The following is a 19,040-nucleotide window of genomic DNA, read 5'->3' as shown; positions in this document are numbered from 1 at the left end:
ATCGCATCCAGCGTAGTTACTGGCCTGTGGCTACCCGGCGGACGATTCGCAGCAACAAATGTGCGGTTCGGGCTGTTAGACTTTTGGATGGTCTGAATTAGGAGTACCCCGTGATCACATCTCGTCTGCGCACGTTGCGCGACCACATCCGCTGGGCGGTCAGCCGCTTCCATGAGCACGAGCTGTTCTTTGGCCACGGCGCCGACAATGCCTGGGACGAAGCCCGCCTGCTGGTGCTGGGCGCCGTGCACCTGCCGTGGGAGGTGGCCGACAGCTACCTGGACTGCCAGCTCGAAGACGACGAGCGCGTACGCCTGCAGCACTTGCTCAAGCGCCGCATCGAAGACCGTGTGCCAACCGCCTATCTGCTGGGCGAGGCGTGGTTCTGTGGCATGTCGTTCATCGTCGACGAGCGCGTGCTGGTGCCTCGCTCGCCGATCGGCGAGTTGATCGAGAAGCGCTTCGAGCCTTGGTTGGCCAATGAGCCGGCGCGCATCCTCGACTTGTGCACCGGTTCCGGCTGCATTGGCATCGTCGCCGCCGAAGTGTTCCCTGAGGCCGAGGTGGTGTTGGCTGACTTGTCCTTCGACGCGTTAGAGGTGGCCAACCAGAACATCGAGCGTCACGGCCTCGACGAGCGCGTGTTCACCGTGCAGGGCGATGGTTTCGCCGGCCTGCCGGGGCAGCGTTTCGACCTGATCCTGTCCAACCCGCCCTATGTCGATGCCGAAGACTTCGGCGACATGCCGGCCGAGTATCACCACGAGCCGGAGATGGGCCTGGCCTGCGGCAACGATGGCCTCGACCTGGTTCGGCGCATGCTTGCCGAGGCGGCCGAACACCTGACCGACAAGGGCCTGTTGATCGTCGAGGTGGGCAACAGCCAGGTGCATGTCGAGGCGCTGTACCCCGAGGTCGATTTTGCCTGGCTGGAGTTCGAGCGCGGCGGGCACGGCGTGTTCATGCTGACGGCGGAGCAGTGCCGACAGCATCAGGAACTGTTCAAGGCGCGGGTCTGACTGGCTTAGGGGCTGCAAAGCAGCCCCGGGTTGCTAGCGGGTCGCAATCCAGATCAGCAGGCCGGCCTGGAACACGGCAAACGCCACCAGGCAGGTGATGGTGAAACGCAAGCCGCTGTCTTCACGCCGGTACTTGGCCACCCGCTCATCGCGTTCGCGCAGCTGCGCTTCCTTTTCCAGGAGATTCTGCTCGGCCTGCTGCAACATCCCGGCGGCGTCGAGGATGCCCACGCGTTGCACCTTCTCGCTGTTCCAGCCGCCCTTGAGCTGGCCGACCGTGGCCTCGACCGTACGGCCTTTGAGGTGCTGCGGGTCGGCATACTCGACTTCCAGCCCCATGGCGTTGATGAATCGGTCACGGCGCAGACGCGTGTCTTCGTTCAGCGCATCCTTGTTCGGCAGCGCCATGCCTTCGACCCGGTAGTGCGACCACTTGCGCTGCAGCCATTGCACGGCCTGGGCCATCATGAAGCGGCCGAGGCCGCGGTTCAGGGGCTCCAGTTGCAGGCCGCTGTCGCTGCCGAGCTTGACCAGGCGCTCGGCATGATCAACGCGTACATCCAGCAGGTTCTGTTCCTTGCGCACTTTCTGCCCGGGCAGGCGGATTTCCATGCGCAGCAGGCTGTGGGCCTTGTCGTGGCGCTCGGCATGGCCGAACTCGACGAAGCGCTGCGGTCGAGCTCCGCTGTTGCGGTCGGTGGGCAGCGGCGCCAGGCGCAGCAACTCGAAATGTTCTACAGCGAGGTCGGCCCATGGCAGCGCGACGCTGTCCGGGGCTTGCGGCTCTTCGGCCGGCTCTACGGCGACGGGGGCATCGGTCATCAAGGCGTTCTCAAATACTGGCCAATACCGAGCTTATCGGCAGTTTTGGCCAGGACCTGAGGTCAATCTGCGGCGATCTCCTCAGGCTGAGGGGAGCTGGTGGATGAACGTCACCAGGCGTTGACCGAGCTCGCGTGCCAATGGCAGTTCAGGGTTGAGGTAGCTTTCGCGTTGTTGGCTCATGGCCTTGGGGCTGATGCGCAACATATGGTTCATGCCATCGATCAGCACCAGTTGAGCGTCCGGCTTGGCTGCCTTGAGGCGCTCGGCATCGGCCACGTCCACCTGAATGTCGTTGCGACCCTGGACGATCAGCGCAGGCATCGGCAGGCGAGCGAAGGCCTGGGCCGGGTCCTGGCGGAACAGCGAGATCAGGTACGGCTGCACGCTGGGGCGGAATACCTGGCGCAGCGGGGCGGGTACATCCAGGGTGGTCTGCCCGGCTTGCAGGCGGTCGAGCAGGGCGCTGCCACGTGCCAGTTGCGCCGATGACAGGCGTTGCGCCAGTTGCTCGCGCACCACATCGGCGATGGGCCGGCCGCTGCCAGCCAGGGTGATTACCGCACTGGCGCCCGCCTGCTCGGCGGCCAAGCTGGCGATCAGTGCGCCTTCGCTGTGGCCGACCAGGATCAGCGGGCCGAAGCGCGGGTCCGCCTTGAGCTTGCGGCCCCAGGCCACCACGTCGGCGACGTAGCGCTCGACGCTGAGGTTGCGCTCATCGGGTGTGGCCGGCAGGCTGGCGGCCACGCCGCGCTTGTCATAGCGCACGCTGGCGATGTGCTCGTTGGCCAGCAGCAGGGCCAGGCGCTTGAGGTTGTCGACGCGCCCCGAGGCCGGGTTGTTGCCATCGCGGTCGGTAGGGCCGGAGCCGGCAATGATCAATACCACCGGGGGCGGGGTGGCCTGTTGCGGGAGCAGCAGGCTGCCGTGCAGCACGCCTTGGCCGGTATCCAGGTCGATAGGACGTTGCAACACGGTTGGCGCAGCGGCCTGGGCCAGGCCGGTGCAAAGCAGAAAAAACAGGGCCACTAGGCGCGACATCAGGGGGTACTACTTGGGGAAGATGTCGGTTTGACCCAGCGTTTACGGGAAGGTTCGGCAAAGACGCCCGCTCGGGCGAGCAACCCGCGTGAAATTTTCCGTATACTGGCCGCCTCGTTCACCTCAGGCAGACTCGCGGAGCGTCCATGTCCGGCAATACCTACGGCAAGCTGTTCACTGTCACCACCGCTGGCGAAAGCCATGGCCCGGCGTTGGTCGCCATTGTCGATGGCTGCCCACCGGGCCTGGAAATCTCGCTCGCCGACCTGCAGCATGACCTCGACCGGCGCAAGCCCGGTACCAGCCGGCACACCACCCAGCGCCAGGAACCGGACGAAGTGGAGATCCTCTCCGGCGTGTTCGAAGGGCGCACCACCGGTTGCTCGATCGGCCTGCTGATCCGCAACACGGACCAGAAGTCCAAGGACTACTCGGCGATCAAGGACCTGTTCCGCCCGGCACATGCCGACTACACCTACCACCACAAATACGGCATCCGTGACTACCGTGGCGGTGGCCGCAGCTCGGCCCGCGAAACCGCCATGCGCGTGGCGGCCGGTGCCATCGCCAAGAAGTACCTGGCCACCCAGGGCATTCAGGTGCGTGGCTACATGAGCCAGCTGGGCCCGATCGAGATCCCGTTCAAGACCTGGGACTCGGTAGAAGACAACGCATTCTTCAGCCCGGATCCTGCCAAGGTTCCGGAGCTGGAGGCCTATATGGACCAGCTGCGCCGTGATCAGGATTCGGTCGGGGCGAAGATCACCGTGGTCGCTGAAGGCGTGATGCCGGGGCTGGGTGAGCCGATCTTCGATCGTCTGGATGCCGAACTTGCGCATGCGCTGATGAGCATCAACGCGGTCAAGGGTGTGGAAATCGGCGCAGGTTTCGCCAGCATCGCCCAGCGCGGCAGCGAGCACCGTGACGAGCTGACCCCCGAAGGCTTCCTCAGCAACAACGCCGGCGGCATTCTGGGCGGCATCAGCTCGGGCCAGCCGATCGTCGCCCACCTGGCGCTGAAACCGACCTCCAGCATCACCGTGCCGGGCCGCTCGATCGATGTCGATGGCAACCCGGTCGAAGTCATCACCAAGGGCCGTCACGACCCGTGCGTGGGCATCCGCGCCACGCCGATCGCCGAGGCGATGATGGCTATCGTGCTGATGGACCACCTGCTGCGTCATCGGGCGCAGAATGCCGAGGTGAAGGTCCGGACCCCGGTGCTGGGCCAGCTCTGATCCGACAGTGTCGGCCCATTCGCGGGCTTGCCGAGGCGTCGGACCGCCCGCGAAGAGGCCAGTTCCGGCACCCAAAAAGGCCCGCCCATGCCCGCAATCCCCTACTGGCGCCTGTCCAGCTTCTACCTCTTCTACTTCGCCCTGCTAGGCTCGACCGCCCCATTCCTCGCTCTCTATTTCGATCACCTGGGTTTTTCACCCGCACGCATCGGCGAGCTGGTCGCCATCCCCATGCTGATGCGTTGCATCGCCCCCAACCTGTGGGGCTGGCTGGGTGACCGCAGCGGCCAGCGGCTGTTGATCGTTCGCCTGGGGGCACTGTCGACCCTGGCCACCTTTTCGCTGATCTTCTTCGGCAAGAGCTACGCCTGGCTGGCACTGGTGATGGCATTGCACGCCTTCTTCTGGCACGCGGTCCTGCCGCAGTTCGAGGTCATCACTCTGGCCCATCTGCATGGCCAGACGTCGCGCTACAGCCAGGTGCGGCTATGGGGCTCGATTGGTTTCATCCTCACCGTGGTGGGCCTGGGGCGATTGTTCGAGTGGCTGAGCCTGGATATTTACCCGGTAGCGCTGGTGACCATCATGGCCGGCATCGTCGCCGCCAGCCTGTGGGTGCCCAATGCCCAGCCGGTGGAGCAGGGCGAACGTCGTGAGGCAGGCGGCTTTCTGCATCAATTGATGGCCCCTGGTGTGGTCGCTTTCTATATCTGCGTTGCCTTGATGCAGCTCAGCCACGGGCCGTACTACACCTTCCTGACCTTGCACCTGGAGCATCTGGGCTACAGCCGCGGTGCCATCGGCCTGCTGTGGGCGTTGGGGGTGGTGGCCGAAGTGCTGATGTTCATGGCCATGAGCCGCATCTTCGCGCGGTTCAGCGTACAGCAGGTGCTGCTGGCCAGCTTCCTGCTGGCCGCGCTGCGCTGGCTGCTACTGGGCAACCTGGCGGATCAGCTGAGTGTGCTCATCCTCGCCCAAGTGCTGCATGCAGCCACGTTCGGCTGCTTCCACGCCGCGTCCATCGCCTTCGTCCAGGCCAGCTTCGGCGCGCGTCAACAAGGGCAGGGCCAGGCCCTGTATGCGGCACTGTCGGGCACCGGCGGCGCGCTGGGAGCATTGTATTCGGGCTACAGCTGGAATTTGCTGGGGCCGACCTTCACCTTTGGTATGGCCAGCGCCGCAGCACTGGCGGCAGCCGTTATCATTACCACTCGTACGAAATCGATCAGGACCCGCCGCTGATGAGCATCCTCTGTGTTTTCCACCCGTCGAGCCCTGCCTTGCCGAACAAGGTGTTGACCCACCACGACGATATCGCCACGACTTTGGCCGAGCAGGGCGTCATGTTCGTGCACACGCCGCTCGATCTGCGCATTCGTCCTGGTAGCAACTGGGAGCAAGTGCTCGAGGTATGCCGTGAGCACCTCGATCAACTGATGACTGCACATGGCAGCGCTGCCTTCGCCTTGCTCAATCGCGACGGTGCCGACCCGGCGCACATCGATCTGCGCGACGAGCATGTGCACGATGCTGAAGAAGTGTTCGCAGTAATGGCTGGTCGCGCCCAGATTGGACTGCGCCTGGGGGATCATGTCTATACGGTGTTATGCGAAAAGGGCGACCAGCTGGTAATACCGGCAGGCAGCCGACGCTGGGTGGAACTTGGGGACAATCCTTTCTGCCTGGCATTGCGCGCATTTGCCAGTGAACAGGGCGTGGAGGCGAAATTTACCGGTGATGACAGTGCCCGGCTGTACGCGGGGCTCGACGAACTTTAGTGTCCGCTCCGGCTGCCGCAGGTATCGGTACCCCGCCATCCCTAAGGGCAATGCAGTACCAAACCTGCAGCAACCGGTGCAGACAAAAACTCAGCGATAGGTCGGCAGCGCGAAGCGCTGCTGGCTCTGCAGCATCGAGATCACCGGCAGTTCACTGGCCTGTTCGGCCAGGTCACGGCGGATGGCGCTGATCGCCCAGGAGAGCTGTTCGGCACTGTGCAGTTGCCCGTAGGTCAGTACACGGCGAGTAACCTTGCCATCAGCTGCGCGCAGGGTGAGCAGGATGCCGCCATCGGGGCGAGGCTGGGTGGCGACTTGGTAGGCCGAGAACACCGAGACGAACTTTTCCTGAATGAGGTCCATATCAACTCCTGACTGTTGGTTGGGCAGACTTGAGTTGAATATTGCAGTGACCGTGCCAATCCTGGTCCTTCAAAAAAACCCTTTAAATTCAGTGATTTAAGTTGTTATTGGGAGGCTTTGTTCGTGCAGCTTGCATGGTCGTGCATTTTGCACAGTGCAATTTGCACGGGTCAGGCAGTTCTATTGGCCTGATAGATTCTGAACCTTTGACCTGCTGAGCATGCCTGACTAACACTTGGGCAATCTTTTCTGCCAGGAGGTTCCAGATGTCCGATCAACCAGCACCCGCCGCCATGACCGATGAAGAAACCGCCGCATTCGCCGAGCAGGTCTTCGAGCGTGCCCGCCAGGGCGATGCGCAGATGCTCGAACGGTTGCTGGTCAGCGGCCTTCCTCCTGACTTGCGTAATCACAAGGGTGACACGCTGTTGATGCTGGCTAGCTATCACGGCCACTTCAAAGCCGTGCAGGTGCTGTTGGCCCATGGTGCCGACCCGCTGATAGCCAACGACAACGGTCAGCTGCCGATCGCGGGCGCTGCGTTCAAGGGGGACCTTGCGATGATCCGCCTGCTGCTGGAAAACGGTGTGCCGGTGGATGCCGCAGCCCAGGACGGGCGTACCGCACTGATGCTGGCGGCCATGTTCAACCGCAGCGAGATCCTCGACTACCTGCTGGCCCAGGGCGCCGATCCGGCCCGCCAGGATGCCCGCGGCGCCACTGCGCTGATGGCTGCCCAGACCATGGGTGCGTCAGATACCGCAGCACGCCTGCAGGCGCTGGCCGGCTAACCCACGCGGGGCGTTTGCGGCTATCCTTGGCGACTTTTCACCCGCCGCAGGCCCCCTTACATGAAAAACCAGTTGCTCGAATTCATCAGCCTCATTGCCGCCGGCTGCATGCGCGATGAAGACATCGAGCGCATCGCCGACGAGGCCGCCCAGGCCTACGCCGACCCCGCTGCCTTCCTCGCCGCCAACCCGGACATCAACTACGACGACAGCTTCCCCATCCCGTTGGGCGAGTGGGTGGTGCTTGGCAGCCTGCCAGATACGGTGGTGTTCCAGGCAGACAGCTATCAGGAGCTGTTCCAGCAGATCAGCGACTCGTTCGATAAAAGCGTGCCGTTTACTCTCAAGCCCAAGCAGTTGGCGCGGACTGAGCCGCTGACGGCGTTGAATCGTATTCAGGTGCAGATGGGCGCCTTGAACAAAGAGGGCGGTGGCTATGTGCTGCTCAACTTCAGCCAGTTGCTCGATGATGAGTTACAGGTGGTGATGGTTGGCCAGAACGACCTGGCGCGGGTGCTGGAGTTGGGGGGTGAGGTAGGGATCAGGGTTGAGCCGGCTTTGGAAGCATTGAAGGTCGCGATTCACAATTGAGTTGATGGGTTGTTAGGGCCGGCCTCATCGCGGATGAATCCGCTCCTACAGGCGTGTGTAGGAGCGGATTCATCCGCGATGAGGCCAGCCCGGCAACCAAGACCTCAACCCAGCGCGGTATCCAGAAACATCATCACCGCAAACCCGCCCATCAACCCCAATGTCGCCGCTGTCTGGTGGCCATTGCGATGGGTCTCGGGAATCACCTCGTGGGACACCACGAAGATCATCGCCCCCGCCGCCAACCCCATGCTGATCGGATAGGCCAGGGCAAAACCGGTGGAAATCCCCAGGCCGATCACCGCGCCCAGCGGCTCCATCAGGCCTGAGCCGATCGCCACCAGCGCCGCCTTGAAGTTCGACAACCCCGTCGCCCGCAAGGCCAGGGCCACGGCAAGGCCTTCGGGAATATCCTGAATGGCAATCGCGCTGGTCAGCGGCAGGCCGACGTTCATGTCGCCGTTGGCAAAGCTCACACCAATGGCCATACCCTCAGGCAGGTTGTGCAAAGTGATCGCCAGCACGAACAGCCACACCCGGCTGATGCGCTCGGCTTCGGGCCCGCAGCGCCCGGTGCTTTCATGTTCGTGCGGGGTAAAGCGGTCGAGGCCTAGCATCAGCAACACGCCCAGGCCCATGCCCAGCACCACGGTGAAAGCGGCGGCCGGGCCATTGCCGGTAATCTCGCGGGCCGCCTCCAGCCCCGGCAGAATCAACGAGAATGAGCTGGCGGCGAGCATCATGCCGGCGGCAAAGCCCAGCATCACATCCTGGCTGCGCGCGCTGACATCGCGCAGCACCACGGCCAGCACCGCGCCGAGCGCCGTGGCTGCGAAGCCGGACAGGCCGCCGAGCAGCGCCAGGTGCAGGTTATCGGCATGGTCGCCATTGATGGCGTTCCAGAAACTCGCCGCCAGCAGCACGATGACCGCCAGCAGGCTCACTCCCAAGCCCGCGCTGAGCCAAGGGGTGCTCACTGCCTGTTGCCGCCAGGCGCTCAACAACGAGGGTGGGGCGGCACTTTGGGTGTTGGCTGGGGGCATGCGAACCTCGAAATCGATGAATACCGGCAGTCTATCCAGTGACCTGCAGGGCAGGCCAAGGATTCCCTTCTATCGACGTGATAGCTGGCTATGCTGTGCAGCATGCACCTTCGACGGGAGTTTTGGCATGGGTTCCACATTCAATGGGCTGGTTGGCCTGATCATTCTGGCACTGGATATCTGGGCGATCCTCAATGTGCTCAAGAGCGGCAGCGAGGTCGGGGTCAAAGTACTGTGGATTCTGCTGATCGCCTTGTTGCCTGTGGTGGGGCTGGTGATCTGGGCGATCGCCGGGCCCAGAGGCAATGTGCGCATTGGATAAGGGCAATTTGCTGGCAAAAACAAAATCAGCAACACCCTCGTGACAAAATTTTCACATTGGTTTAAACAGAATCCGCACCCGCACAATGCTGCGTTGGTCTAGCACCGGCGCCATCCCCGCAATCACGCAATCCTAGGACCTCTCCATTCATGGCTAACACGGATGCCTTGAAGCAACAGGGCGCGCGAGCTTTTACGCCGACCTTGAAATCGCACCTGGCCTACACGCTGCTCAGCGGCCTGGTGATCATGTTGATGCTCAGCCTGGTACGCCTGGCGCTGCTGGTCTACAACAGCGACATGATCGGCGACACCCCTTATTCGACGGTCGCCGAAGGCTTCCTCAACGGTTTGCGCTTCGACCTGCGGGTGGTGGTGTACCTGAACATTCCGCTGCTGCTGGCGATCTTCAGCCCGTGGGCCATGGCCCAGCGTGGCCTGTTCCGCTTCTGGCTGACCATCAGTTCGAGCATCGTGATGTTCCTCGGCCTGATGGAGCTGGACTTCTACCGCGAGTTCCACCAGCGCCTCAATGGCCTGGTCTTCCAGTACATCAAGGAAGACCCGAAGACCGTCATGAGCATGCTCTGGTACGGCTTCCCGGTGGTTCGCTACCTGCTGGCCTGGCTGTTCGGCACCTGGCTGCTGAGCCTGCTGTTCAAGGGCATCGACCGCCTGACCCGCGGCAATGGCCAGCAACGCGTGGCGCCCTGGTACCACCGCCTGGCGGTGTTCATGGTGATCCTGCTGGTGGCCGTGGTCGCCGCCCGTGGCACCCTGCGCCAGGGCCCGCCGATGCGTTGGGGTGATGCCTTCACCACCGATTCCAACTTCGTCAACCAGCTGGGCCTGAACGGTACCCTGACCCTGATCGACGCGGCCAAGAGCCGTTTCGGCGAAGACCGTGCCAACATCTGGAAGCCGGTACTTGAGCAGAACCTGGCTACCCAGACCGTGCGCGAACAGTTGCTGACCCCGCACGACACCCTGGTGGACACCGACGAGGCTGCCGTGCGCCGAGACTTCGTGCCCCCGGCCGAGCGTACCCTGCCGGTCAAGAACGTCGTGGTGATCCTCATGGAGAGCTTCGCCGGCCACTCGGTAGGCGCCCTGGGCAGCCCGAACAACATCACCCCGTACTTCGACAAGCTGGCAAAAGAAGGGCTGCTGTTCGACCGCTTCTTCTCCAACGGCACCCATACCCACCAGGGCATGTTCGCCACCATGGCCTGCTTCCCCAACCTGCCGGGCTTCGAATACCTGATGCAGACGCCGGAAGGCGGTCACAAACTGTCCGGCTTGCCTGCGCTGCTCAGCGCCCGCGACTACGACGATGTCTACGTCTACAACGGCGATTTTGCCTGGGACAATCAATCGGGTTTCTTCGGCAACCAGGGCATGACCACCTTCATTGGCCGTAACGATTTCGTCGATCCGGTGTTCTCCGACCCCACCTGGGGCGTGTCCGACCAGGACATGTTCGATCGCGGTAACGAAGAGCTGGCCAAGCACGATGGCAAGAAGCCGATCTACGCGCTGCTGCAGACGCTGTCCAACCATACGCCGTACGCGCTGCCCAAGGATCTGCCGGTCGAGAAGGTCACCGGCCAGGGCCGCCTGGACGAGCACCTGACCGCCATGCGCTACTCCGACTGGGCGCTGGGCCAGTTCTTCGAGAAGGCCCGCAAGGAGCCGTACTTCAAGGACACCCTGTTCGTCATCGTCGGCGACCACGGCTTCGGCAACCACCAGCAAGTCACCGAACTCGACCTGGGCCGCTTCAACGTGCCGCTGCTGCTGATCGCACCGGGCATTCAGGAGAAGTTCGGCGCCGTCGACCACACCGTTGGTACCCAGGTCGACATCGTGCCGACCATCATGGGCCGTCTCGGTGGCCAGGCGCGTCATCAGTGCTGGGGCCGCGACCTGCTCAACCTGCCTGAGGGTGACCAGGGCGTGGGCATGATCAAACCGTCGGGCAGCGAGCAGATCGTTGGCCTGGTGGAGGGTGATCGGATCCTCATCGAGTCCAAGGATATGACCCCGCGCCTGTACCGCTACCAGTTGGGCAGCGAGTTCAAGGCCGAGCTGATCGAAAGCCCGGATCAGCCTGAGATGCTCAAAAAGCTCGAGGCCTACATCCAGACGGCGACCAAGAGCCTGCTGGACAACACCGCCGGCGTCGTCCACGGCACACCGAAGGACTGAAGCGGCAGCCCGCCCTGGGCCGGATCGGACTGAACAAATCCACCGGCCCACGGTCAAGCAATAACAGGCATCACACCCGATGTTCTCTGCTTGAGAGGGCTATTCGATGAAAGAGTGGGAAGTCATCTTTGCCAACCAGAAAGGCGAGCCGACCACGCTACTGCTGCACGGTGAGCAATGCCCCAGCGAGGAGGAGGCCGCCCGCGCCATACGCTCGCATCTTTTCCCGGTAATGGATGAGCTTGATCTGAACGACTTCCAGGACCGCGCTTCATCCCCCACTGCACGCTGGCTCAAAGAGCAGAACGGCGTGATCATCACTCGTATCCAAGAAGCAGCTTCCTGACCCGCAGGTTGGCGTGGTGCCCTTGCAGGCACTACGCTGGTGGGAGGTGTTGGCCTGTTCTGCGGGGCTGCACCTGTTCCATTCGCGTCTTGCATCAGCTCGATCCGCCCGGCCCTGCCGGCGGGTGCGTAGTGCACGGAAAGTCTATCCATAGCGTTATTCAGGAGGACGATTCATGAGCAGTCACGACGATATCAGCAGCACTGTCCTGCGCCAGATGAAAGCTGGCGGTTTCGACTTCAGCCGTATCCACCCCATTGAGTTCTACGCGGTATTTCCAGATGAAGCCGGCGCGCGGCGAGCGGCCGGGCAGTTTCGCGGCGAGTCGCTCAATGCCCAAGTGCATGAACGCGACGATGGCGCATGGCACCTGGAGCTGAGCAAGGTCATGTATGCCACCCATGGCGGCATCGGAGACTTCGAAGAAGCGTTCGAGCAGGTCGTCTCCCCCTATGGCGGTGAGGTCGAGGGGTGGGGTGTCAAGCAAGAACGGCCGATGGCCTGAACTATCCTCGGGGCGCAGTGCGCCCCTAAGGCTTGCGCTTGGCCATATGGCCCAGATAAGCCAGCAATGCATCCAGCTCCTGCTCATTCAATACGCTTTCGCCAAAACCGGGCATCCGCGCCTGCGGCCATTGCCTCAGGCTTTGCGGATCGCGGATGTACTGGCGCAGGAAGGTTGGCTGAAAATACTCGGTCGGATTATGCGGCACATTCAGGTCCGGGCCGAATTGCGCATCGCCTGCGCCATTGAGCCGGTGACAGGCCAGGCAGTTCTGCTGGAACAGCGCAAAGCCCTGGCGCACAGGATCATTGGCCGGCAGTTTCGGGTCGGGCAGCAGCGCCGGAAAGCGCTGTTCTACCCCTGCCAGGCGACGGATCGCGGCGATCTGGAACGGCCATTGCTCGGGGCGGATGCCGCTCGCCTGGGGATTCGTCCACACCAGGTAGAACGGCCCCGCACTCGGCTTGCCCTTGCCCAGTGCCGGCCACGGTTTGGCAGGGTCCTCAACCGCCAGCCAGGCGCGCGCCGGGCCGTCCTGCAACAGGGGGGCGGCAGGCATTTCGGCGGCGAATCCATCCAGGGCCACGGCTTGCAGGTGGTCATCCGTTTCGATGCCCTGCAACAGCGAGGCGAGCGGCACAGCGCGATAGCGCATGGGGCGCTTGTAGGAAACGTCTTGGTCAACACTGATTTCGCGGGCCTGGGGCAGGCTCAGCAGCTCGGCGCTGTCCCAATGACGCGGGGCGCCGCCAAGTTCCAGCTGCAGTTGCGCCGCCGACAGCGGCAGGCTGAAGAATAGGGCTAACAGGGCAACGCAATGGCGCATGGGCAATCTCCGACCGTCATGGCCGGCAGGTTACCTGTGCATTGCCTGCAAAGGCCACAGCCACCATCATCCGAACAAACGTGTGAGGTTCGGCAGGATCAGCAGTAAAGTCGTGGCAAATAAAATGAGCCCAGCTTGGCGAAGCTTCGATTGTCTGAACATGGCGGACCGCCTTCTTGTTGTTATTCCTGAATACCCGTTGGCTTCCTTGTCGCATTTCGGGTCGATCACCGCAGCGTGGATCCACGCTGGCACCTTTACCTCTTTGATCCGATATAAACCAACAGTAGGGCGAACGTTGCGCATGTTTCAGAACCCTTTTTTCTATTGAAATACCTTTGTGATCGCGATTGGCTATGAGGCCATTGGCCATCCGGCTGACATGCTCTGGTTAGACAGTTGCGCATCCCGTGGTCACAACCCGACAGAATGTGACCGTTCGTCAGTGCAGCCTACTTGCTTGTACGTGCCTTTCGCGGCAGTCTCTACAGCAGATTCCCACCCATGTCGTTCAGGACTATCCCTATGTCGTTACGCATCTGCATCCTTGAAACCGATGTCCTGCGACCGGAGTTGACCGCGCAGTACCAGGGCTACGGAAGGATGTTCGAGCAGCTCTTCTCGCGGCAGCCGATTGCAGCCGAGTTTTTTGTGTACAACGTGATGAACGGCGACTATCCCGCCGAGGACGAACGTTTCGATGCCTATCTGGTGACCGGCAGCAAGGCCGATTCGTTCGGTTCAGATGCCTGGATCCAGAAACTCAAGGCCTACCTGCTCAAACTCTACGAGCGCGGCGAGAAACTGCTTGGCGTGTGTTTTGGTCACCAGCTGCTGGCGTTGACGCTGGGCGGCAAGGCCGAGCGTGCCGACAAGGGCTGGGGCGTGGGCATTCACCGCTATTCGCTGGCGGCGCATGCGCCGTGGATGGACCCGGAGGTTTCCGAGCTGACCTTGCTGATCAGCCACCAGGACCAGGTGACTGCGCTGCCCGAAGGCGCCACGGTGATCGCGTCGAGCGATTTCTGCCCGAATGCGGCGTATCACATCCGCGATCAGGTACTGTGCTTCCAGGGCCATCCGGAGTTCGTCCACGACTACTCGCGGGCGCTGCTCGATGCGCGCCAGGAGTACCTGGGCGATGAGGTCTACCACAAGGCGATCGCCAGCCTGGCCAGTGAGCACCAGGGCGATCTGGTCGGCGAGTGGATGATGCGCTTCATTCAGCAGCCGACCAAAGCGTGAGTATGTGGGGCTGCAAAGCAGCCCCACAATTTACAGCCAGCCCGACTTCTTGAAACTGGCAAACAGTCCCGCACAGCCCAACCCTATCACTCCCAGCACCCCAAAGTACCCATACTGCCAACTCAGCTCCGGCATGTTCTGGAAGTTCATCCCGTAGATCCCGGCAATCGCCGTGGGGAAGGCCAAAATCGCCGCCCACGCCGCGAACTTGCGCTGCACGATGCTTTGCCTGGACGACTCCAGCAGCATGCCGATCTCGATGGTCTGGCTGGCGATGTCACGGATCCCGGCCAGGTCTTCCATCTGTCGCGTCACATGGATCTGCACGTCGCGAAAGTACGGGCGCATGTTCTTGTCAATGAACGGGAAGCTCAGGCGCTGCAGTTCCTCGCTGACTTCCACCATCGGCGCCACATAGCGGCGCAGGCGCAGGATATCGCGGCGCAGGCTGTGCAGGCGGCGGATGTCGTCTTCGAGCAATGAGCCACTGAGCACACTCTGCTCCAGCTCTTCGATTTCGCCATGGATGGCTTCGCTGACCGGCTGGTAGTTTTCGGTGACGAAGTCGAGCAGGGCATAGAGCACGAAGTCCTCGCCATGCTCCAGCAGCAGCGGGCGCGCTTCGCAGCGTTGCCGCACCAGGGCGTAGGATTTGGAGTGGCCGTTGCGGCAGGTGATGATGTAGCCGTTGCCGGCGAAGATGTGGGTTTCGATGAACTCCAGCTTGCCTTCATGGCGCACCGGCGAATAGGTGACGATGAACAGCGCGTCGCCGAAGGTTTCAAGCTTGGGCCGGCTGTGTTTCTCCAGGGCGTCTTCGATGGCCAGTTCGTGCAGGTTGAACTGGCATTGCAGGTTGGCCAGCTCCTCGGCGTTGGGTTCTTCCAGGCCGATCCAGACGAAATGCCCAGGCTTGCGCGCCCACTCGCTGCCCTCGTCGATGCTGATATTGGTGACCTTTCTGCCGGCGCTGTATACCGCCGATGCCACGACTCGACCCATGGTTATCCACTTGTTCGGTTGCACACGGGTGACAGCTTGGGCTGTCTGGAGCAGGACGGCAACCTGGCGGGTGCCAACTTACCGTCCCTGGGGCGCAAGATTCAGCCCATATGCCCCTGATCCAGCTCAATGGCTTCATCCAGGGCGTCCAGCAGCTCCTTGCGCACCTTCAACTTGGTGTTCTTGTGCGCCAGCATGTTCAGCTTCTTCAGCTCGCGTGCAGCGGCCAGGGCGGTATCGTGCAGCTGTTCTGCAGGCACCACCTTGTCAAGGAAGCCAGCTTCCACCGCGCCTTGCGGGTCAAAGATCTCGGCATTGTTCACCGAGCGCTGGAAGGCGGCGCGGCTCAGGCGGTCGCGGGCCAGTTCGATGCCGGCGTGGTGCATGGTCATGCCGATCTGCACTTCGTTCAGGCAGATCTTGTACGGGCCTTCGACACCAATGCGGTAATCGGCCGAAAGCAACAGGAAGGCGCCTTTGGCGACGGCATTGCCAGGGCAGGCGACGATCACCGGGAACGGGTGCGACAGCAGGCGTCGGGCCAGGGTGGAACCGGCGGTGACCAGGCTTACAGCTTCCTTGGGCCCGGCGGTCATCACTTTAAGGTCGTAGCCGCCGGAGAGGATGCCCGGCTGACCGGTGATGATCACCACGGCACGCTCTTCCTTGGCGCGGTCGAGGGCGGCATTGAAGGCGGTGATGACATCCGGCGAGATGGCGTTGACCTTGCCGTTGTTGAGGGTCAGGGTGGCGATGCCGTCTTCGGCGTGGTAGGTAATCAGCTCGCTCATGGCAGAGTCCTTTAGGGGGCGTGGCGATGACGTTACCCAGCGCCGCGGGCCAGGTAAAGCAGCAAGGCTGACTGGCCAGTCAGCGTCAGGGCGCCGTGCCTTGCGCTGCCGGGGCAGGGCGTAGGCTGCCGGAAAAAGCGCAGGCGAGATTGGCAGCATTGCCTTGGTTATCTCGGTTTTTCAGCGGGTTGGCTTAAATGCATGAAAAAACTGAAAAAAATGCTTGCCAAAGAAAAGCTCTTCTACTAAATTACGCCGCCTCGACAGGCTGAACAGCTTGAAGAGAAAACGGTGAAGTGTCCGAGTGGTCGAAGGAGCACGCCTGGAAAGTGTGTATACGAGAAATCGTATCAAGGGTTCAAATCCCTTCTTCACCGCCACATTCTACGAAGAGCCCCCGAGCTGAAAAGTTCGGGGGCTTTTTGTTTGTGCGCCGGAATGTACTCCCCACATTCCTCATGGTTGAACTCATCTGCCGCAACCCGCTAAGGTCGCCGCCTTGATTTACGAGAGGCAACCATGGGCTACCTGATAATCGTCGCGCTGATCCAGGCGTTTTCCTTCAGCTTGATCGGCGAGTACCTGGCCGGGCACGTCGACAGCTACTTTGCCGTGCTCGCGCGGGTAGTGCTGGCTGGGTTGGTGTTCCTGCCGCTGACGCGCTGGCGCCAGGTCGAGCCGCGCTTCATGCGCTCGATGCTGCTGATCGGCGCGCTGCAGTACGGCATCACCTATGTCTGCCTGTACCTGAGCTTCCGTGTGCTGACGGTGCCGGAAGTGCTGCTGTTCACCATCCTCACGCCGTTGCACGTGACCCTGATCGAAGACGCCCTGAACCGCCGCTTCAACCCTTGGGCGCTGCTTGCCGCCCTGGTAGCGGTCGCGGGCGCGGGAGTGATCCGCTTCGACAGCATCAGCGGCGACTTCTTCATCGGCTTCCTGCTGCTGCAGCTGGCCAACTTCACCTATGCCGCGGGCCAGGTGCTATACCGTCATCTGGTCGCCCGCCACCCCAGCGACCTGCCGCACTACAAGCGCTTCGGCTATTTCTACCTGGGCGCGTTGATGGTGGTGCTGCCGGCCTTCCTGCTGTTTGGCAACACCCAGCACCTGCCGAGCACCGACGTGCAATGGCTGGTGCTGCTGTTCCTCGGCCTGTGCCCGACGGCATTGGGGCTGTACTGGTGGAACAAGGGCGCGTGCCTGGTTTCCGGTGGCACGTTGGCGGTGATGAACAACCTGCATGTGCCGGTGGGCCTGTTGCTCAACCTGCTGATCTGGAACCAGCACGAGCCACTGGGGCGGCTGTTCATCGGTGGTGCGATCATCCTCGCGTCGGTGTGGCTGAGCCGACTGGGCAGCCGTGCTGAAGCTGCGCTGACCGGCAAAGCCTGATATGCATAATCTTCTGGTCATCCTCGCGCCGATCTTTGCCCTGATCCTGGTCGGCTACCTGTGCCGCCGCACCGACAAGCTCGGCGACAAGGCCGCCGCCGAAATCAACAAGATGGTGGTGTGGCTTTGTCTGCCAGCCTTGCTGTTCAAGGTGACCGCCACCGCGACCTGGAGTGAAATCTGGCACCCAGGGTTTATCGTGGCGTTTGGTGCAGGGGCGTTGGCGATGTTCGTGATCACCCTGGGGTGGCGGCTGTACAGCGGCCATGGGCTGGTCGCGGCGAGCATCGATGGGCTGAGTGCGGGGTATGCCAATACCGGTTATATCGGCATTCCACTGTGCCTGTTGTTGTTCGGCCAGCCGGGGCTGCAGCCAGCGCTGATTTCGTCATTGATCGTGGTCTGCCTGGTGTTCGCGATCTCGCTGACGCTGATCGAGATCGGCTTGCAGGAGGAACGGCGGATCGGCCGTGCGATGTGGGTGGTGAGCAAGGCGCTGGCGAAGAATCCGCTGGTGGTTTCGCCTGTGGTCGGGGCCGCATGGGCCATGTCCGGCCTGGGGCTGGCAGAGCCGGTCATGCACTTTATCGACATGCTGGCGTTGGCCACCACGCCCTGTGCATTGATCTCGCTGGGGGCATTTTTGGCTGAGAAGCGCACGGGTACCCAGGCCAGCCCTTGGCCGCTGGTGGCGTTGAAGCTGGTTGGCCAGCCGGCGCTGACCTGGGTGCTGGCGTTCAAGGTGTTCAGCCTGCCGACCATGTGGGCGGCTTCGGCTGTGCTGTTGGCGGCGCTGCCGACTGGGACCGGGCCGTTCATGCTGGCGGAGTATTACAACCGGGAGGCGGGGTTGATATCGCGGACGATTTTGTTGTCGACGGTGGCGTCCTTGGTCACCTTGACCGGGTTGTTATACCTGTTGGGATATGCGGGGTAGATGAGGGCCTCATCGCGGATGAATCCGCTCCTACAGGGGTACGTCAATCCGTAGGAGCGGATTCATCCGCGATGGGCCGCGAAGCGGCCCCAACACGCTCAAGCCTCGCTGAATTCTTCCTGCCGATGCGGCACTCGCCCAGCCAACCCAACTCGCATGTCATTGCCACTCGGCTGCTGATAAAGGCTCAGCCCAAACTCCGGCAACACCGCCAGCAGGTAGTCAAAGATATCCCCCTGAATACGCTCGTACTCGGCCCACACCGTGGTGGTGGTAAAGCAGTAGATCTCCAGCGGTATCCCCTCGGCGCCGGTCTGCATCTGCCGGACCATGCAAGTCATGTGCTGGTGCACGTTAGGGTGGTTCTGCAGATACGCCAGGGCAAACGCGCGGAAGGTGCCGATATTGGTCAGCTTGCGGCGGTTGGCCGACAGCTCTGCCACCGGGCCTAAAGCTTCGTTCCAGGTCTGCAGCTCCTGGCGCTTGCCGGCCAGGTAGTCCTCCAACAGGCGCACACCACTAAGACGCTGCTCTTCTTCGCGGGTCAGGAAACGCACACCGGCCGCGTCGATGAACAAACTGCGCTTGATCCGTCGCCCACCCGATTGCTGCATGCCGCGGTAGTTGCGGAACGACTCGCTCATCAAGCGCCAGGTAGGGATGGAAACGATGGTCTTGTCGAAGGAAGGTAGTAGTGACCAATCTGGACAAATGGACACCTCAACCCCAGTAAAACCGCTCCTTCCGCCTTTCTGCACCGCGTCCATAAATTTCAGCC

21 protein-coding genes, 1 tRNA gene and 1 pseudogene are annotated in these 19,040 nt (G+C 62.2%); 14 read left to right on the top strand and 9 right to left on the bottom strand.

Annotated elements, in window-relative coordinates; all coding sequences use genetic code 11:
- Positions 1-110 precede the first annotated feature (110 nt).
- Positions 111-1,019, top strand: a complete 909-nt coding sequence (gene prmB / locus ACIPZF_RS04220) for a 50S ribosomal protein L3 N(5)-glutamine methyltransferase (RefSeq protein WP_400795554.1) — start codon at positions 111-113, stop codon at positions 1,017-1,019.
- A gap of 33 nt (positions 1,020-1,052) precedes the next feature.
- Here the strand turns inward: prmB and ACIPZF_RS04215 are convergent, their stop codons facing one another.
- Together ACIPZF_RS04215 and ACIPZF_RS04210 are read right to left on the bottom strand one after the other, a co-directional pair.
- A complete protein-coding gene (locus tag ACIPZF_RS04215) occupies positions 1,053-1,841 on the bottom strand; it encodes a hypothetical protein (RefSeq protein ID WP_400795551.1) in 789 nt (262 codons plus the stop codon).
- Between the two features lie 81 nt (positions 1,842-1,922).
- Complete coding sequence (locus ACIPZF_RS04210; RefSeq protein ID WP_400796097.1) at positions 1,923-2,885, bottom strand: alpha/beta hydrolase; 963 nt, start codon at positions 2,883-2,885, stop codon at positions 1,923-1,925.
- Between the two features lie 143 nt (positions 2,886-3,028).
- On the opposite strand from ACIPZF_RS04210, the gene aroC reads away from it, so the two are divergent.
- From aroC to ACIPZF_RS04195, 3 genes are all read left to right on the top strand, one after another.
- On the top strand, positions 3,029-4,120 hold the full coding sequence (aroC, locus tag ACIPZF_RS04205; RefSeq protein ID WP_400795549.1) for a chorismate synthase: 1,092 nt from the start codon (positions 3,029-3,031) through the stop codon (positions 4,118-4,120).
- An 87-nt stretch (positions 4,121-4,207) separates the two neighbouring features.
- Positions 4,208-5,362, top strand: coding sequence for an MFS transporter (locus tag ACIPZF_RS04200; protein ID WP_400795548.1), 1,155 nt, complete (start codon positions 4,208-4,210; stop codon positions 5,360-5,362).
- Positions 5,362-5,898, top strand: coding sequence for an oxidase (locus tag ACIPZF_RS04195; RefSeq protein ID WP_400795546.1), 537 nt, complete (start codon positions 5,362-5,364; stop codon positions 5,896-5,898). Before ACIPZF_RS04200 ends, ACIPZF_RS04195 begins: the two co-directional genes overlap by 1 nt.
- Positions 5,899-5,988: 90 nt before the next feature.
- Here ACIPZF_RS04195 and ACIPZF_RS04190 read toward each other — a convergent pair whose 3' ends face one another.
- Positions 5,989-6,261, bottom strand: coding sequence for a DUF3509 domain-containing protein (locus ACIPZF_RS04190; protein ID WP_317659155.1), 273 nt, complete (start codon positions 6,259-6,261; stop codon positions 5,989-5,991).
- 266 nt (positions 6,262-6,527) lie between these two features.
- On the opposite strand from ACIPZF_RS04190, the gene ACIPZF_RS04185 reads away from it, so the two are divergent.
- Both ACIPZF_RS04185 and ACIPZF_RS04180 read left to right on the top strand, forming a co-directional pair.
- Positions 6,528-7,052 (top strand): ankyrin repeat domain-containing protein, encoded by a 525-nt coding sequence (locus ACIPZF_RS04185; RefSeq protein WP_400795543.1) that lies wholly within the window; start codon positions 6,528-6,530, stop codon positions 7,050-7,052.
- 60 nt (positions 7,053-7,112) lie between these two features.
- On the top strand, positions 7,113-7,643 hold the full coding sequence (locus ACIPZF_RS04180) for a hypothetical protein (RefSeq protein WP_400795541.1): 531 nt from the start codon (positions 7,113-7,115) through the stop codon (positions 7,641-7,643).
- Between the two features lie 104 nt (positions 7,644-7,747).
- Here the strand turns inward: ACIPZF_RS04180 and ACIPZF_RS04175 are convergent, their stop codons facing one another.
- The gene (locus ACIPZF_RS04175) at positions 7,748-8,686 is read right to left on the bottom strand and encodes a ZIP family metal transporter (RefSeq protein WP_400795538.1); all 939 of its coding nucleotides are present in this window, start codon (positions 8,684-8,686) and stop codon (positions 7,748-7,750) included.
- Positions 8,687-8,813: 127 nt separating this feature from the next.
- On the opposite strand from ACIPZF_RS04175, the gene ACIPZF_RS04170 reads away from it, so the two are divergent.
- The 4 genes from ACIPZF_RS04170 to ACIPZF_RS04155 all read left to right on the top strand — a co-directional run bounded on the left by ACIPZF_RS04170 (position 8,814) and on the right by ACIPZF_RS04155 (position 12,066).
- Positions 8,814-9,008, top strand: a complete 195-nt coding sequence (locus ACIPZF_RS04170; protein WP_400795535.1) for a PLDc N-terminal domain-containing protein — start codon at positions 8,814-8,816, stop codon at positions 9,006-9,008.
- Positions 9,009-9,157: 149 nt separating this feature from the next.
- Positions 9,158-11,215: an LTA synthase family protein gene (locus tag ACIPZF_RS04165; protein WP_400795532.1), complete on the top strand. Its 2,058-nt coding sequence runs from the start codon at positions 9,158-9,160 to the stop codon at positions 11,213-11,215.
- 106 nt (positions 11,216-11,321) lie between these two features.
- Positions 11,322-11,561, top strand: a complete 240-nt coding sequence (locus ACIPZF_RS04160; protein WP_400795530.1) for a hypothetical protein — start codon at positions 11,322-11,324, stop codon at positions 11,559-11,561.
- A gap of 175 nt (positions 11,562-11,736) precedes the next feature.
- Positions 11,737-12,066 carry a ribonuclease E inhibitor RraB gene (locus ACIPZF_RS04155; protein ID WP_400795527.1) on the top strand — a complete coding sequence of 110 codons (330 nt, stop codon included), beginning with the start codon at positions 11,737-11,739 and terminating at the stop codon, positions 12,064-12,066.
- Positions 12,067-12,091: 25 nt separating this feature from the next.
- On the opposite strand, the gene ACIPZF_RS04150 is transcribed toward ACIPZF_RS04155, so the two are convergent.
- Positions 12,092-12,892: a c-type cytochrome gene (locus ACIPZF_RS04150; RefSeq protein WP_400795524.1), complete on the bottom strand. Its 801-nt coding sequence runs from the start codon at positions 12,890-12,892 to the stop codon at positions 12,092-12,094.
- A 66-nt stretch (positions 12,893-12,958) separates the two neighbouring features.
- Entirely contained in the window at positions 12,959-13,198 is a 240-nt protein-coding gene (locus tag ACIPZF_RS04145; RefSeq protein ID WP_400796115.1) for a hypothetical protein, read from the bottom strand.
- Positions 13,199-13,417: 219 nt separating this feature from the next.
- Here ACIPZF_RS04145 and ACIPZF_RS04140 point away from each other — a divergent pair, with 219 nt between their 5' ends.
- On the top strand, positions 13,418-14,137 hold the full coding sequence (locus ACIPZF_RS04140) for an amidotransferase (protein WP_400795522.1): 720 nt from the start codon (positions 13,418-13,420) through the stop codon (positions 14,135-14,137).
- Positions 14,138-14,167: 30 nt separating this feature from the next.
- On the opposite strand, the gene ACIPZF_RS04135 is transcribed toward ACIPZF_RS04140, so the two are convergent.
- Together ACIPZF_RS04135 and ACIPZF_RS04130 are read right to left on the bottom strand one after the other, a co-directional pair.
- Positions 14,168-15,139 (bottom strand): magnesium and cobalt transport protein CorA, encoded by a 972-nt coding sequence (locus ACIPZF_RS04135; RefSeq protein WP_400795519.1) that lies wholly within the window; start codon positions 15,137-15,139, stop codon positions 14,168-14,170.
- Positions 15,140-15,240: 101 nt separating this feature from the next.
- Complete coding sequence (locus ACIPZF_RS04130; RefSeq protein ID WP_400795517.1) at positions 15,241-15,930, bottom strand: crotonase/enoyl-CoA hydratase family protein; 690 nt, start codon at positions 15,928-15,930, stop codon at positions 15,241-15,243.
- Between the two features lie 290 nt (positions 15,931-16,220).
- On the opposite strand from ACIPZF_RS04130, the gene ACIPZF_RS04125 reads away from it, so the two are divergent.
- From ACIPZF_RS04125 to ACIPZF_RS04115, 3 genes are all read left to right on the top strand, one after another.
- Positions 16,221-16,310: transfer RNA gene (locus tag ACIPZF_RS04125), tRNA-Ser, on the top strand.
- 139 nt (positions 16,311-16,449) lie between these two features.
- The gene (locus ACIPZF_RS04120) at positions 16,450-17,325 is read left to right on the top strand and encodes a carboxylate/amino acid/amine transporter (protein WP_400795515.1); all 876 of its coding nucleotides are present in this window, start codon (positions 16,450-16,452) and stop codon (positions 17,323-17,325) included.
- A gap of 1 nt (position 17,326) precedes the next feature.
- Positions 17,327-18,262 carry an AEC family transporter gene (locus ACIPZF_RS04115; RefSeq protein WP_400795512.1) on the top strand — a complete coding sequence of 312 codons (936 nt, stop codon included), beginning with the start codon at positions 17,327-17,329 and terminating at the stop codon, positions 18,260-18,262.
- 98 nt (positions 18,263-18,360) lie between these two features.
- Here the strand turns inward: ACIPZF_RS04115 and ACIPZF_RS04110 are convergent.
- Positions 18,361-18,948, bottom strand: a pseudogene (locus tag ACIPZF_RS04110) (mechanosensitive ion channel family protein); the annotation flags it as partial.
- Positions 18,949-19,040: the final 92 nt, after the last annotated feature.

It is taken from the genome of Pseudomonas sp. NPDC089752 (genome assembly GCF_044748725.1).
In the GTDB taxonomy this organism is placed as follows: Bacteria; Pseudomonadota; Gammaproteobacteria; order Pseudomonadales; family Pseudomonadaceae; genus Aquipseudomonas.
The sequence above is the reverse complement of the archived record's forward strand: the minus strand, read 5'-3'. Positions and strand labels throughout refer to the sequence as shown.

Bases quoted from the DNA above. Each gene is read 5' to 3' on its own strand.
- ACIPZF_RS04215 (WP_400795551.1), bottom strand. From the start codon at position 1,841: ATGACCGATGCCCCCGTCGCCGTAGAGCCGGCCGAAGAGCCGCAAGCC.
- aroC (WP_400795549.1), top strand. From the start codon at position 3,029: ATGTCCGGCAATACCTACGGCAAGCTGTTCACTGTCACCACCGCTGGC.
- ACIPZF_RS04200 (WP_400795548.1), top strand. From the start codon at position 4,208: ATGCCCGCAATCCCCTACTGGCGCCTGTCCAGCTTCTACCTCTTCTAC.
- ACIPZF_RS04195 (WP_400795546.1), top strand. From the start codon at position 5,362: ATGAGCATCCTCTGTGTTTTCCACCCGTCGAGCCCTGCCTTGCCGAAC.
- ACIPZF_RS04190 (WP_317659155.1), bottom strand. From the start codon at position 6,261: ATGGACCTCATTCAGGAAAAGTTCGTCTCGGTGTTCTCGGCCTACCAA.
- ACIPZF_RS04185 (WP_400795543.1), top strand. From the start codon at position 6,528: ATGTCCGATCAACCAGCACCCGCCGCCATGACCGATGAAGAAACCGCC.
- ACIPZF_RS04180 (WP_400795541.1), top strand. From the start codon at position 7,113: ATGAAAAACCAGTTGCTCGAATTCATCAGCCTCATTGCCGCCGGCTGC.
- ACIPZF_RS04175 (WP_400795538.1), bottom strand. From the start codon at position 8,686: ATGCCCCCAGCCAACACCCAAAGTGCCGCCCCACCCTCGTTGTTGAGC.
- ACIPZF_RS04170 (WP_400795535.1), top strand. From the start codon at position 8,814: ATGGGTTCCACATTCAATGGGCTGGTTGGCCTGATCATTCTGGCACTG.
- ACIPZF_RS04165 (WP_400795532.1), top strand. From the start codon at position 9,158: ATGGCTAACACGGATGCCTTGAAGCAACAGGGCGCGCGAGCTTTTACG.
- ACIPZF_RS04160 (WP_400795530.1), top strand. From the start codon at position 11,322: ATGAAAGAGTGGGAAGTCATCTTTGCCAACCAGAAAGGCGAGCCGACC.
- ACIPZF_RS04155 (WP_400795527.1), top strand. From the start codon at position 11,737: ATGAGCAGTCACGACGATATCAGCAGCACTGTCCTGCGCCAGATGAAA.
- ACIPZF_RS04150 (WP_400795524.1), bottom strand. From the start codon at position 12,892: ATGCGCCATTGCGTTGCCCTGTTAGCCCTATTCTTCAGCCTGCCGCTG.
- ACIPZF_RS04145 (WP_400796115.1), bottom strand. From the start codon at position 13,198: ATGCGCAACGTTCGCCCTACTGTTGGTTTATATCGGATCAAAGAGGTA.
- ACIPZF_RS04140 (WP_400795522.1), top strand. From the start codon at position 13,418: ATGTCGTTACGCATCTGCATCCTTGAAACCGATGTCCTGCGACCGGAG.
- ACIPZF_RS04135 (WP_400795519.1), bottom strand. From the start codon at position 15,139: ATGGGTCGAGTCGTGGCATCGGCGGTATACAGCGCCGGCAGAAAGGTC.
- ACIPZF_RS04130 (WP_400795517.1), bottom strand. From the start codon at position 15,930: ATGAGCGAGCTGATTACCTACCACGCCGAAGACGGCATCGCCACCCTG.
- ACIPZF_RS04120 (WP_400795515.1), top strand. From the start codon at position 16,450: ATGGGCTACCTGATAATCGTCGCGCTGATCCAGGCGTTTTCCTTCAGC.
- ACIPZF_RS04115 (WP_400795512.1), top strand. From the start codon at position 17,327: ATGCATAATCTTCTGGTCATCCTCGCGCCGATCTTTGCCCTGATCCTG.